This window comes from Paenarthrobacter sp. NPDC090520 (assembly GCF_044769205.1).
Lineage (GTDB): Bacteria > Actinomycetota > Actinomycetes > Actinomycetales > Micrococcaceae > Arthrobacter.
Genome location: NZ_JBIVXM010000003.1, coordinates 267,757 through 280,679 on the forward strand (window position 1 = coordinate 267,757; position 12,923 = coordinate 280,679).

Here is a 12,923-nt window from a genome sequence, read left to right on the forward strand (position 1 = left end):
TCTCTTCATCGAGTAGCGCCGGCGAGTGAGGCATCGACCATGGTGTCGATGGCCTCAGGGAGGTGGATGGTGGTGGAAGCGATGGTGCGGGCTGTGCGGTCCACGCCGACGAGCTGGGATCCGTCCCGTTCCTCGCTCCAGGTTTCGATGACTCCGGCCGGTGTGCGCAACCGGAGCCTGGGGTGCACGGCAGCGCCCATGAATTCGTTCATGACGGTGCCGGGGGTTCGTGCGGCGAGTGTCAACGCGATGCTTCCCGTAATGGCCAGTGCCGGGTGGGGCTTGCCCATGGAGAGCATCATGACGCTGGCATCGGCGTCGGGGTCGTTGATGGATGGAGGAGCAACTATCGCCACTTTGGGAACGGCGCGGGCGGCTTCCCCCGGCGTGGCTGCGAGGCCCATAAGAACGGCTGCCTGGCGGCGGATTCGCTCCAGGGTCTGCAGTTGGAGTTCAACGCCACCGAACCACGTGTCGTAGTGCTCGGGTTCGAGGCCAAGATCCTGTGCCCGGAGAATCACCACCGGAGCACCCGCGTCCACCATGGAAACGTCCCAGCGTGTTTCGCCGGCAAGCACCACGTCACGGGCGGAGCCGGTGGGCAGGAGCCTGCCGGTCGTTTTGCCCGCAGGGTCCTGGAAGCCCAATCCCACCTGGTAACCCGGGAACGGCACACCGGGCATCCGGGCCTCGGGCATGGTGGGCAAGGCTCCGGCCGGTGTGGCGACCTGCTGGATGATGATCTGGCCGGTGTTGGTATTGCGCGTCACGATCCGGGTGACATCGTCACGGGCGCTGACCCAACCCTTTTCGATCGCGTAGAGGCCAACCACTGCCGAGCAGTTGCCACAGTTGCTGCCCCAATCCACGGCTGCTTCTTCGATGCCCACCTGGGCGAAGGTGAACTCGACATCCACGTCGCCGTCCAGTGGCCGATGGAGGATCATCGCCTTGCTGGTTGTAGACGTTGCCCCGCCGACTCCGTCGATCTGCCGGTGGTCGGGGCTGCCAAAGAGCCGCGGGAGCAGGACGTCCACGCTGGTTTGGGTCTCCGCCAGATCCGCTGATTCGAACACCCAGCACTTGCTGGTGCCACCGCGCATCCATTCCGCTTCGATCTTCATGGTCATTTCCTTGCTCTTCGACGCCCCGGAGTTGAAGGGGATACTTCGAGAATGAGCCAGCTCACAAATGAAGACAATGTTGGATAAGTGCGGGGGGATGTAGAGATGCTTCACTCATTGCGGTAGGTCAACGATGCGGCCCATGAAATGCTCCGCGAGGTGGCGGATAGGGATCAAGAGTGCCTATATTCAGCGTGAGAATGCATGGAATTAACCATCTGTGGGGAAGGGTAAAGCGTTGCTTAACGATGAGTACCAGGGTCTTTTCGATATCCGGCGACTCGCACTCCTGGTCGAGGTGGTGGAGCAGGGATCCATCACGTCGGCGGCGGACCTGATGATGTATACGCCGTCCGCCGTCTCACAGCAATTGCGCAAGCTCGAACAGGAGGTGGGGCAGCCCCTGCTGAACCGCCGCTCCCGTGGCGTGGTGCCCACCGAAGCCGGTCAGGTGCTGGCAGCCCATGCACGGAAGATCGTCGGCCAAATGAAGGCCGCCCAGTCCGACCTCGACCAGATTGCTGGCCTCAACCGGGGCTCCTTGGCTGTTGGTACCTTCCCTACCCTCGCAGGATCCTTTCTTCCTGTAGTGATCCGGGCTTTCAAAAAGCGCTACCCGGCGATTGGCCTCTCCGTCCGCAGCGCACGGTTCGACCAATTGGTCAGCGACCTCCAGTCCGGCATCACCGGTATATGCCTGCTGTGGGACTACCCGTGGAACAGGTTCCACGACGACAGCATCCGCTTGACCGAAGTCTTCCAGGAGAGCACCGTGCTCCTCGTCTCCCGCAGCCACCCGTTGGCCGACCGCGAAGAGATCCGGATGGAGGAGTTGAAGAAGGAATCCTGGATCGTCAGGGCCGAAGCGCATCCCGTGGTTGAGGTGCTCCAACGTGCGGCACACAATGCGGGGTTCGAGCCTTCCATCGGCTTTCTGGCCAACGACTACCAAGAGGCCCAGGCCATGGTCAGTGTGGGCATGGGTGTGGCACTTGCGCCTAAAACAGCGGTTGCCCTGCTGCATCCCGAGGTGAAAGTCATCAGCATCGGCGATGCTGCACCCCTCCGCCGCATTCTGCTGGCCCAGCGCCAGGACAAGGTTTATGCGCCCGCGGAGGTCGCCTTCCAGTCCACCCTCCTTGAAATCGCCCGCGAGCGCGCCGGAGATTACCTCTAAGCAGTAGCTGAATCGCCGACACGTTCGACGCTCCCGGCGCACTCATCCCTCAGTGGAAACCAGGGATTCAGGAGTGCGTTGTGGAGTTCTTTGAAGGTTTGGACGTCCGATTTCTCTTGATGGCAGGGTCGGTGGTTCTGACCGGCGTGGGGGCTGGAGTGTGCATGCTGCTCCTCCTGCTCCTTGCCCCCGTGCTGCACGTTGCCCTGGGGCAAGCATCGATACCCGAAGAGCGACGATCCAAGAAACCTACTAGAACGATCTAGACAACCCTTCCGGCGCCGTGTCACCATGGTGGAAACTAGAACGATCTAGTCACCATCGACGAGGAGCCATCAATGACGTACCTCCAGCACCCGGTCGCGGAAGACCGGCCCGTTCGCATCGCCCTGATCGGCGCCGGATGGATCGGAAGATTCCACGGAGAATCCATTGCCCGGCGCATCCCGAATGCCCGGCTGGAGGCCATTGCCGACCCCGTCCTTCCGGCCGTCCAGGAACTTGCCACGACGCTGGGCGTCACAAAGATCAGCACAGACACAGCCGATGTCCTGGCTGATCCGGACGTGGACGCCGTCCTCATCGCCTCGCCCATGCGCTTCCATTCGGACCTCATCGCTGCCGCCGCCCGCTCGGGGAAGGACATCTTCTGCGAAAAGCCCGGCGGACGGACCATCGAGGAACTTGACGCCGCCATCGACGCAGCGGCGAGTGCCGGCGTCGTACTTCGCTTCGGGTTCAACCGGCGCTACTCAAGCGATTTCGCGGCAGCCCGGAAGCTTATCGACGACGGCGCCGTGGGCGTTCCGCAACTGCTCCGCTCCCTCACCCGCGATCCAGGCACGGAAACAGGCCTCAGCAACCCCGAACGGATCGCGCCCGGCACCATCTTCCTGGAAACCCTCATCCACGACTTCGACACACTGAACTGGTTGAACCCGGGCGCCGTTCCGGTCAGGGTCCATGCCGTCGCCGATGCCCTGGTGGCACCCGAGGCGAAGGCCGGCGGCCTGCTGGACACCGCCGCCGTGACGGTCACGTACAGCAACGGCGCCATCGCGGTGGCGGAAGCGAACTTCAACGCGCTTTACGGCTACGACGTCCGCGGCGAAGTGTTCGGCTCCGCGGGCATGGTCACTGCCGGCACGCCGCAAGCCACGAATGCCACCAGCTACACCGCCGCCGGCATCGCCTCGGACACCTCGCGCCTCAATATCCACCTGTTCCACGATGCCTACACCGACGAACTGGTGCACTTCGCGGACGATGTCGCCGCGCGCCGCGGTTACGCGGGAGGACGTACGACGGCGGGCGCCTCCCCTGCCGCCGTGGCGGCTTCCTCGGTCGCAGCGCCGGGTGGGGTGGATGCGCGCAATGCGTTGGCCATTGCCCTGGCTGCGTTCAAGTCCGCGCAGACCGGGCTGCCGGTTGAGGTCTCGGACATCGCGGAGCTCCAGGCTGCAGAGGCGGCCCGCGTCCTGCAGGGAGCCGGGGCATGAGCTTCCGCCTGGCTGTCTGCGCCGAGATGGTCTACGGTGAGCTGCCGCTCATTGATCGCGTCCGCCGGATCCATGACCAAGGCTTCGAGGTGGAACTGTGGGACACCCGGGGCCAGGACATCACGGCCCTCGCTGGCACGGGAGCCCGGTTCTCTTCGATGAGCGGCTACTTTGGCGGGAGCGTCATCGACCCCACCAACGCCCACGAGGTCTTGGCCTCCGCGGAGAAGCTCATTCCAACGGCATTGGAACTGGGTGTGGAACGGATGGTGGTGCACCCCGCTGAACTGGGTGAGGGCGGCCGCGCTGTCCGGCCAACGCACCGCTCCACGGGAGAGATGTGGCTGACAGGACTGCGCACGCTGGAGAAGCTCGGTGAGCTGGGCGAACAGCACGGCATCACGTTCGCCCTGGAGAACCTCAACACCATCCTCGACCATCCCGGCATCCCGCTCGCCCGGGCCAAGGACACCTTGGCGCTGGTCCAGGCCGTGGACCACCCCAAGGTGAAGATGATGCTGGATCTGTACCATGCCCAAATCGGCGAGGGGAACCTGATCGAGCTGGTCCGGGCATCCCAGCCGTTCACCGGCGAAATCCAAGTGGCAGATGTTCCCGGACGCTTCGAGCCCGGCACGGGCGAGATCAACTACCCGGCCATAGCCAGGGCACTCCGCGAGGCCGGGTACACGGGTGTGATCGGGATGGAAGCGGGCGCCATCGGCGGCCAGGGCATCGAAGCGGGCGACGCAGCCCTGGCCGCCTTCCGCGCCGCCTTCTCCCCCAACTGAGTCGCAGTTGTGCGCGTTTTGAACCGTCAAAACGCGCACTAATGCGACTTAGTTGGGTTCAGTACTTGATGGGTTCCATGCGACCGGAGCGAAGGGAGAGGACGGCGGCCTCGGCGATGGCTTGGGCTTTCAGGCCGTCTTCCAAGGAAGGGGTTGGGGCCGTGCCGCCGTCGAGGGACGCAACGAAGGCCGCAAGCGCTGCCGCGTACGTCGGCTGCACCCGCTCGAACCAACCCGGGTGCAGCCCGTCGTCCACCACGGATGTGCCGGAGTAGCGGGACACGGCTCCGTTGCGGTGGCGGCGGGCTTCCACCATTCCCTCGGAGCCCATGATCTCGATGCGTTCGTCGTAGCCGTATCCTGTGCGGCGCACGGAATCGATCTGGACCAACGCCCCACCGGGGAGCCGCAACGTGACCGCGGAGGTGTCGACGTCGTCGTACTCCACAATCCCGGGCTCCGCCAAAGCCGAGCCGGCAGCGAAAACTTCCACGGGATCGAGACCGGAAAGCCAGCGTGCGAGGTCGAAGAAGTGAACGGTCTGGTCCCGCATCTGGCCACCGGAAACCGCCACGTAGGACAGTGGCGGCATGGACGGCCCACGGGAGGTGAGCTGGATGAGCTCCACGGTGCCGATCCCACCCGAGTCCACCACGCGCTTGAGTTCGGCGTAGTCGCGGTCGAAGCGTCGGTTGAAGTCCACCATCACCGGGACGCCGGCTTCCTGCGCGAAGGCAGCAGTCTCGCGGGCGCGGTCCAGATCCAGGTCGATCGGCTTCTCGCACAGGGCGGCAATTCCGACGGCGGCAGCCCGCCGAAGGTGTTCGGCGTGCGTATCGGTGGAGGACGCGATGAAGACTGCGTCGATTTCCCCGGGGTTGAACACGTCCTCGATCGAGGTCGCGGCGGTGGCGCCGTGGGCGGCGGCGAGGGACTGCGCGCGCTGCTGGTCCACGTCATAGACCAAGCGGAAGTCGATGCCGGGATGCGCGGCGAGGTTTGCTGCGTGGACGGAACCGATGAAGCCGGCTCCCAGGAGGGCGAAACGGGGCATGTCAGACTGCTGCTTTCTGTAGGGCGGATGCGGGGACTTTCCATGCGGAATCGTCGTGGTGCGAGGCCGCGACGGCCTCGACGAACTGGACGCCGATCAGGCCGTCGATCCCCGTAGGGAAGGACAGGTCCCGCTCCGGGAGCGGCGAAGAGTCGCGGCGGGCGCGGAGGACTTCGGCGAGGTCCGAGTAGAAGTTGGCGAAGGCCTCAAGGAAGCCCTCCGGGTGGCCCAGGCCGACGCGCGTGAGCCGGGACGCGTCGTCGTGCAGGGTGCCGAGCCCATGCGTGAGGATGGTGGTGGCGCCGGCCAGGTCCTGGACTGTGAGGTGGTGCGGATCCTCATGCTGCCATTCGAGGCTGCCCTTTTCGCCGAAGATGCGGATGCGGAGTCCGTGGTTGTGGCCGGTGGCGGCCATGCTCGCCCAAAGGCGCGCCGGGACGTTGCCGGTCAGCTCCAGTTCCACGGTGGCGTTGTCGAAAACCCGCCTCCCCGGGACGAACGCCTGGAGCCGGCCGGACAGGCGCTGCGCCTCGAGCCCCGTGATGTAGCGGAGCAGGTGGAAAGCGTGGGTGCCGAGGTCGCCCACGACGCTCGGGAAACCGGCGATGTCCGGGTTGGTGCGCCACTTCGCCTGCTTGTGGCCTGTGTCCTCCAGAGGCGTCGCGGCCCAGCCGGAGGCATGTTCGACGTCGACAAACCGGATGGCGCCCAGCTCGCCGTTGCGTACCATGCGGGCGGCCTGGCGCACCATCGCGTAGGCGGAATAGCAGTGCGGGACAGCGAGGATTGCGTCGTTCTCTTCGGCGATGCGGACCAGTTCCGCCGCGGTGGCGGAATCCTGGGTCAGCGGCTTCTCGCACACCACGGAGATGCCCTTTTCCAGGAAGGCCCGGGCGATCTCGAAGTGGCTGTCATTGGGAGTTGCGACCACCACGAGGTCCACCCCACCTTCGCGTTGCGCCTCGGCGGCGGCCATCTGTTCGACGCTGCCGTAATTGCGTTCCCCGGGCACGCCGAGGTGGGCCGCAATGTCGCTGGACGTACGTGGATCCCGACCGAAGATTCCGGCTTGGAGATCGTAGTGACCGTCCAACCGCATGGCGTAGCGGTGGGTCTTGCCGATGTCGGCGCCCGGCCCACCGCCAACCATCCCAGCGACCAGTTGCCGCGAATTCGGTGCACTCATGAAAGATCCTCATTGACTCTTTGGAATTTACTTGGACCGGTCCATAATGACTGTGGGAGGTCACAGCCGTCAAGCCCCTAAGCTTGAACCCGGACGACACACGACAGGAGGCACTGCATGGCCGCCAAGCCCACCATCCGCGACGTAGCGAGTACCGCCGGAGTCTCAAAATCCTTGGTCTCCCTGGTCCTCCAGGGCTCTGCCAACGTCAGTGAGCCCCGCCGTCGTGCCGTCCTGGACGCCATGGAGCAACTGGGCTACCGGCCCAACAGACTGGCGCAACGCTTGTCCGGACCGCGCAGCGGGACCATCGGCGTGATGCTCAACGACATCCGGAACCCGTGGTTCGTCGAACTGCTTGAAGGGCTCACTGCGTCCCTTCACTCGGCGGGTGTTTCGCCGGTCCTCGCCGATTCCTACACGGACAACCGCGTGGGGCGCAGCTCGGTGGAGACCCTCTTGGAGCAGCGGATCGACGGACTGGTGGTGGTCGGAACCACGGTGGAATCGGCTGCCATTGAAAGGGCTGCGGAGAGCATCCCGGTGGTCCTGGCCGGCACCCGCGAACCGCACCTTCCCGGCGTCGACATTGTGGTCAACGACGACGACGCCGGCGCACGGCAGGCCACCGAACACCTCATCTCCCTGGGCCATGAGCGCATCGCACACTTGCAGGGCCCGGGCGAAGTGGGCAAGCTGCGGCGACTGTCCTTTGAGCGAACCATGCGCGGTTCCGGGCTGGAGCCCGTAGTGGTCGCCGGTGGCGTGAGCGAGGAGAGCGCCTATGCGGCGGCGGGCCGGCTGCTCTCTTCCGCGAAGAGGCCCACCGCGATCTTCGCGTACAACGACATCGCCTGCATCGGCGCCCTGTCCGCCGCCGACGATCTTGGCCTGTCCGTACCCCAGGACCTGTCTTTGGTGGGTTACGACAACACCTACCTGGCCAAGATCCGCCACCTCTCGCTGACCTCCGTGGACAACGGAAACCTTGCCGTGGGCGTGGAAGCCGGGAAGTTCATCCTGGAACGGCTCACCGCCCCGGACCTCCCGGCAAGGTTGCACCAAGTACCGTCGCAGTTGCAGGTCCGGGGCTCGTCGGGGGACGTGCCGGCCCGGGGCTGACTCAGCGCCGACCCAGGAGCAGCACGCCCGCATTGGCGGCAACGATCAGGCCTATCCCGGCCCACTGCAGCGCGGCCAGGTCCTGGTGCAGCACGAGCGCGCCGATGATGGCGGCGAACACCGGGTTGATGCTCATCAGGATGCCGAACAGACTGGCAGGGACCCGCCGCAGGGCAATCAGGTCCGCCACGTACGGCAGCACCGAGGCCAGGATCCCAGCGCCCACGGCACACAGGACGGCAAGACCGTCCATGGGCCTGCTCAGGAAAACCACGACGGCAACCGGCAGGAAGAGCGTGGCGGACACCCCCGTGGCCGCCGCAGTCCCTTGGACACCCTGGATTCTTTGGCCGACCACGCGGTTCAGGAGAATGTAGGCGGCCCAACTGCACGCTGCCATGAGGCCCAGGGCAATCCCTGCGAAATCGGTAGAGGCTTCGGGCCGGGTGATGGCCACTACCCCGCCGGCCGCAGCCACGGCGCACAGGACGTTGCCCTTCCGATGGGAGCCGGCCTGGCGTCCGGAGCTGATCAATGCCACCGCCAGCGGCCCAAGGAACTCCAAGGTCACGGCGAGGCCCAGGCCGATCCGCTGGATGGCGGCATACAGGCCAAGGTTCATGGTTCCGAAGGACACGGCCAGCAACAGAACAGGCCACCACTGATGCCACCGCAGGTCCCGCAGCCGCGGCCGCACGACGGGAAGGAGGACGGCCGCGGCAACGAGCTGCCGAACGGCCACAACGCCTACGGGTCCCAGCACCGGAAAGGCCAGCGAACCACTCGCTGCTCCGAGCTGGTTGGAGAGTGCGCTGGCCACGAGGGTAGCGGCGCCACCGGCTTTTCCTGAAGCGGCAGGGGTCTGGTTCATGAGGAGATTCTGCGCTTGTGGCGTCCATCCACTAAATGCATGAATGACGCTATTTATACGCTGAACGCATGAATAGAATAGGCCGCATGGACGTGGACTTGCGGCAACTGCGCTGCCTGCTCGCGGTGGTGGACGAGGGCACCTTCACGGACGCCGCCATCGAGCTGCGGATATCCCAGGCCGCGGTCTCGCGGAACATCGCAGCCCTGGAAGGCGCTTTGGGCGTGAAGCTCGTGCAACGGACCACGCGCAGCGCTGCGCTCACACCTGCGGGCGAGCGGGCCGTCGCCAAGGCACGGCGGATCGTCGCACTGATGGCTGACCTTGAACGCGATGCCCGCGCCGGAACCGGCCAGGTCCGCATTGGCTACGCCTGGTCGGCACTCGGCGAGCACACCACGGAGTTCCAACGGCAATGGAAGAGCCGCTTCCCGCACACGGAACTGCACCTGGTCCGGTCCAACACACCCAGCGGAGGCCTGCTGGACGGAACCACAGACTTCGCGATCCTTCGCCGCCTCCCCCAAGGCGCCGCCGTCGAGCATGTCCTGATCGGTGAGGAGAAGCGCTACTGTGCCATGTCCGCGGACGATCCCTTGGCCTCGCGGCGTTCCGTGACGTTGGCGCAGATTGCCGCGATGCCGGTGGCGATGGACCTGCGGACCGGCAGCACCACGCTGGACCTTTGGCCGGAGCAGGGGCGGCCCCAGGGCGTGATCCCCATCAACGACATTGACGATTGGCTGACCGAGATAGGCAGCGGAGCCGCGCGGGGCATCACGGCTGCATCAACCGCGCACCAATACCGCCGCCGGGGCGTCACGTACCGCCCCGTTCGCGATGCTCCCATGGTTCCGGTGTACGCGGCATGGCTGCGGAGCGACCCGCCGCCGGAACGCGAAGCCGTTATTGCTTTGTTGGCCGCCTTATATGCCTAAAAAGCGGACGACGCCGGGAATCACCCAACGCCGCCCGCCCGCTTTAGTGGATCAATCGGCTTTTCCGGCCAGTGCAACCAAGACGCCGGCAGTGGCAAAATACTTGTTGCTTCCCAGATCGCGCACCGTCTTGATGCCCAGACCGGCAAGCAATTCATCATGCTTGTCCGTCAATCCGGCCAACGCTGACGGCGGAGCGGCCAGGACCTCGTCCAGGCTGGCATTTTCGTAGGCTTTATCGAGTGCTTTGCCCAATTCAACAGAAACAGCCAAGGCATTTCCTTTCATCGATACGGAACAAGTGCAAACGTGCTGCAGAACATTAACCACGCAACCGGTGAATCCGGATCCCCCAAGGAATTACGGTTCGGGCCGCATACCTGTCAAGATAGCCCACCTCGGCGCGAAGGTGGGTATGTTTGTCCAAGGAATTTGCCGGAGCTCAAACAGAAGCCCGGCTGGCCAACTGGGTCCCCGGTGCCTCAGCCGCCGGCCGACCCTCGCCCGTCTGGCCGTAGAGCCAATCGTTGTACTGGAAGTCGTTGTCCTTCCGACTCTTGAAGAGGAGGTTCCGGAGCGTCCGTGCCACACCGGCGACATGCCAGGACTCACCCCAGACACGGGCCGTGCGCTGGACGCGGGCCGTGCGTTCTGTCCGGGCGGCATTGAAAGTCCGGATGGCCTCGTCCCAGCCGGTCGGGTTGATGCCGTCCTCTCTGAAGACCGTGCCGGCGCTGACGTCCTGCAGCACCGCCGCGTCTTCGAGCGCCTGGCAGGCACCCTGCGCGAGGTACTGAAGCATGGGGTGGGCAGCGTCGCCCATCAGGACCATGCGCCCGGCGACCCAGTTTTCGATCGGGTCGCGGTCATACATCGGCCAACGGATGCTGGTACCGAGGTTGGCCAGCGCGGCCTGTACCGCCGGAACACAGTCTTTGTAGGCCGCCTGCAGTTCGTCCACTCCGCCGTATTGCTCTTCGCCGCGCTCGAAGGACGGTGACTTGAACACTGCCACCGTGTTGAGCAATTCGCCCTTGCGGAGCGGGTACTGGACCAGGTGGCAGTCCGGGCCGAGGTAGACCACAACGTCCTCAAGGTCGGCAGCGGGAGTCTCCGCCGTGATGGGAACGGTGCCGCGGTAGGCGACGTAGGCGGAGGACACAGGCTGGTCCTGTGCCACCTGCGGGCGAAGCGTTGATTTGAGCCCATCGGCACCGATCACCACGTCAGCTTCATAGTCCTGACCGGAGGCTGTACGGGCGATTGCCCTGCCGCCCACGGTGTCGACGCGTTCCACCAGGACGTCGTTGACCAGTTTCACGCCGGCAGCTTCGCATCCTTCAAGCAGCACGCGGTGCAGGTCGCTGCGGTGGATCACTACATACGGTGCGCCGTAGCGCTCCTCGAACTCACCCTTGAGGCTCTGCCGGGTCAATTCTTCCCCGGTCACGGCATCCCGGAACACCAAGTGCTTTGGCTGTACCCCGATTTCCAGGGCCTTCTCAAGGAGTCCCCAGCGCTGGAGAACCCGGGAGGCGTTCGGAGCCATCTGGAGGCCCGCGCCCACTTCCCCGAATTCCGGCGCACGTTCCACGAGGGTCACGTTGGCTCCGTTTTCGCGCAGGGCCAGTGCCCCCGCAAGCCCTGCCATGCCGCCTCCGACTACCAGGACATCGGTGGAATTGGCGTGCTCAGTCATGTGTTGCTCCTTGCTTTGCTTTGATGGTGAATCCGACGGCGGCCAGCAGGATTGCGGCTGCGGCTGCGGCGCCGGCGAACGTGAGGAAGTTGGAGCCGACGCCCAGCCCGGCTGCCAGGAGGAGGCCGCCCACCTGCGGGGCAACCACTGCACCGATCCGGCCGGTGCCGAGCGCCCAACCCAGGGCGGTACCACGCAGATGGTCCGGGTAATGGCTTGCCACGGCGGCGATGATCAGGCACTGCGTCCCATGGGTCCCGACGCCGGCCAGCACCAGGGCGAGGTAGACCACCGTCACCGGCGGTCCCGCCAACAGGACCAACAGCCCGACGGCGGCGACGGCGGCCGCTGCGACCGCCGTCGGAATCGGTCCAAAGCGTGTTCCCGCCCATGCCGTAATGACCGAACCGGCAACCGCGCCGAGGTTCAACGCAAGGGCGAAGGTGAGTGCAGAACCGAGGTTGTAGCCGGCGATCTGCATGAGGTTCGGCAGCCAGGTACCCAGGCCGTACCAGGCGAAGAGTGTGGCAATGGTGGCGACGGCAAACAGTACGCTGACGCCCAGGTAGGGGGCGCGCAGGAGCGACGAGAAACCGATCGCTTCTTTGCCGGCGGCCTTGGAGTTCGTCGGCGCGAGGGTTTCGGGAATGTACTTGATACCCAGCGGAACGACGATCACCAAAGCAAGCACAGCCACGAGGAACATGGATGGCCAGCCGAAGGCCGGAATCATCGGAATGCCCACCAGGGCTGCGATAGAGCCGCCAAGGGGAACTCCGGACATCATGAGGGTGGCCGCGGTGGAGCGCCACTTCGCAGGAACCAACTCGGCTACCAGCGCGTTGGCAGACGGCACCAGACCGCCCAGGCCGATGCCCGCGAGCAGGCGGAGACCACCGAAAACCGCGGCGTTCGGGGCGAACGCGCAGAGGATGGTGAAGACCGAGAAAACCGTGGCGCATCCGAGGATGGTCTTTCGCCGTCCCCACGAATCGGCCATTCGACCCGCGAAGATGGCACCGATCATCATGCCCAGGAAGGCCATGGAACCGATGGTTCCTGCCGTGGCCTTGGTGAGTCCCCAGGTAGTGTCGGCGATCAGCGAGGACTGCACGGTGCCGTAGACAATGAGGTCCGCAACGGCTTCGCGGCCAACTTCGAAGGGACGGAAGAAGGCGTCAGCGCCCTGGGCATGGCATTGCACAACAGGGCCGGGGCGGTGGTGGGGGCCCTGACAGTCGCCACCCCCTCCACCCGGTTTCGCAAGGTGTTCGACGCCGGCTTGGTCGCCAACCTGCGGGAAACCTGCCGTCAGGTGGAGATCGAGATCGCGGCCAACCCGGCCGAGTCTGCCTGACTAATCCCGGCAGGAGATTCTGTTCTACAGAATTTTATGGGATCACTAGGCGGCCCTCCCTAGTGTCGAACTACGCCACATTCCGTTCGGACCCTATCGAGGAGG

At 65.1% G+C, this 12,923-nt stretch carries 13 protein-coding genes; 6 read left to right on the top strand and 7 right to left on the bottom strand.

The genetic code is table 11. The features are described from left to right. Nucleotides 1-5: 5 nt before the first annotated feature. Nucleotides 6-1,124: a PrpF domain-containing protein gene (locus ACIQTZ_RS06015; RefSeq protein WP_402978472.1), complete on the bottom strand. Its 1,119-nt coding sequence runs from the start codon at nt 1,122-1,124 to the stop codon at nt 6-8. 238 nt (nt 1,125-1,362) lie between these two features. Between ACIQTZ_RS06015 and ACIQTZ_RS06020 the strand changes: the two genes are divergently transcribed. From ACIQTZ_RS06020 to ACIQTZ_RS06030, 3 genes are all read left to right on the top strand, one after another. Continuing rightward, on the top strand, nt 1,363-2,301 hold the full coding sequence (locus ACIQTZ_RS06020; RefSeq protein ID WP_402978475.1) for a LysR substrate-binding domain-containing protein: 939 nt from the start codon (nt 1,363-1,365) through the stop codon (nt 2,299-2,301). Nucleotides 2,302-2,639: 338 nt separating this feature from the next. Beyond that, nucleotides 2,640-3,800 (top strand): Gfo/Idh/MocA family oxidoreductase, encoded by a 1,161-nt coding sequence (locus tag ACIQTZ_RS06025; protein ID WP_402978478.1) that lies wholly within the window; start codon nt 2,640-2,642, stop codon nt 3,798-3,800. After that, nucleotides 3,797-4,591 carry a TIM barrel protein gene (locus ACIQTZ_RS06030; protein ID WP_402978481.1) on the top strand — a complete coding sequence of 265 codons (795 nt, stop codon included), beginning with the start codon at nt 3,797-3,799 and terminating at the stop codon, nt 4,589-4,591. Before ACIQTZ_RS06025 ends, ACIQTZ_RS06030 begins: the two co-directional genes overlap by 4 nt. Before the next feature lie 58 nt (nt 4,592-4,649). On the opposite strand, the gene ACIQTZ_RS06035 is transcribed toward ACIQTZ_RS06030, so the two are convergent. Next, complete coding sequence (locus tag ACIQTZ_RS06035; protein ID WP_402978484.1) at nt 4,650-5,645, bottom strand: Gfo/Idh/MocA family oxidoreductase; 996 nt, start codon at nt 5,643-5,645, stop codon at nt 4,650-4,652. 1 nt (nt 5,646) lies between these two features. Beyond that, nucleotides 5,647-6,831 carry a Gfo/Idh/MocA family protein gene (locus ACIQTZ_RS06040; protein WP_402978487.1) on the bottom strand — a complete coding sequence of 395 codons (1,185 nt, stop codon included), beginning with the start codon at nt 6,829-6,831 and terminating at the stop codon, nt 5,647-5,649. 117 nt (nt 6,832-6,948) lie between these two features. Here ACIQTZ_RS06040 and ACIQTZ_RS06045 point away from each other — a divergent pair, with 117 nt between their 5' ends. Further along, nucleotides 6,949-7,953 (top strand): LacI family DNA-binding transcriptional regulator, encoded by a 1,005-nt coding sequence (locus ACIQTZ_RS06045; RefSeq protein ID WP_402978490.1) that lies wholly within the window; start codon nt 6,949-6,951, stop codon nt 7,951-7,953. Nucleotide 7,954: 1 nt separating this feature from the next. Here ACIQTZ_RS06045 and ACIQTZ_RS06050 read toward each other — a convergent pair whose 3' ends face one another. Continuing rightward, complete coding sequence (locus ACIQTZ_RS06050; RefSeq protein WP_402978493.1) at nt 7,955-8,824, bottom strand: EamA family transporter; 870 nt, start codon at nt 8,822-8,824, stop codon at nt 7,955-7,957. An 86-nt stretch (nt 8,825-8,910) separates the two neighbouring features. Between ACIQTZ_RS06050 and ACIQTZ_RS06055 the strand changes: the two genes are divergently transcribed. Beyond that, nucleotides 8,911-9,762, top strand: coding sequence for a LysR family transcriptional regulator (locus ACIQTZ_RS06055; protein WP_402978496.1), 852 nt, complete (start codon nt 8,911-8,913; stop codon nt 9,760-9,762). A gap of 51 nt (nt 9,763-9,813) precedes the next feature. On the opposite strand, the gene ACIQTZ_RS06060 is transcribed toward ACIQTZ_RS06055, so the two are convergent. The 3 genes from ACIQTZ_RS06060 to ACIQTZ_RS06070 all read right to left on the bottom strand — a co-directional run bounded on the left by ACIQTZ_RS06060 (nt 9,814) and on the right by ACIQTZ_RS06070 (nt 12,590). After that, entirely contained in the window at nt 9,814-10,035 is a 222-nt protein-coding gene (locus tag ACIQTZ_RS06060) for a hypothetical protein (RefSeq protein ID WP_400335653.1), read from the bottom strand. Nucleotides 10,036-10,204: 169 nt separating this feature from the next. Beyond that, the gene (locus tag ACIQTZ_RS06065) at nt 10,205-11,461 is read right to left on the bottom strand and encodes an FAD-dependent oxidoreductase (RefSeq protein ID WP_402978499.1); all 1,257 of its coding nucleotides are present in this window, start codon (nt 11,459-11,461) and stop codon (nt 10,205-10,207) included. Continuing rightward, complete coding sequence (locus ACIQTZ_RS06070; RefSeq protein ID WP_402978641.1) at nt 11,454-12,590, bottom strand: MFS transporter; 1,137 nt, start codon at nt 12,588-12,590, stop codon at nt 11,454-11,456. Before ACIQTZ_RS06070 ends, ACIQTZ_RS06065 begins: the two co-directional genes overlap by 8 nt. Here ACIQTZ_RS06070 and ACIQTZ_RS06075 point away from each other — a divergent pair. Continuing rightward, entirely contained in the window at nt 12,570-12,818 is a 249-nt protein-coding gene (locus ACIQTZ_RS06075; protein ID WP_402978643.1) for an IclR family transcriptional regulator C-terminal domain-containing protein, read from the top strand. The two genes, ACIQTZ_RS06070 and ACIQTZ_RS06075, sit on opposite strands and share 21 nt — an antisense overlap. Nucleotides 12,819-12,923 lie beyond the last annotated feature (105 nt).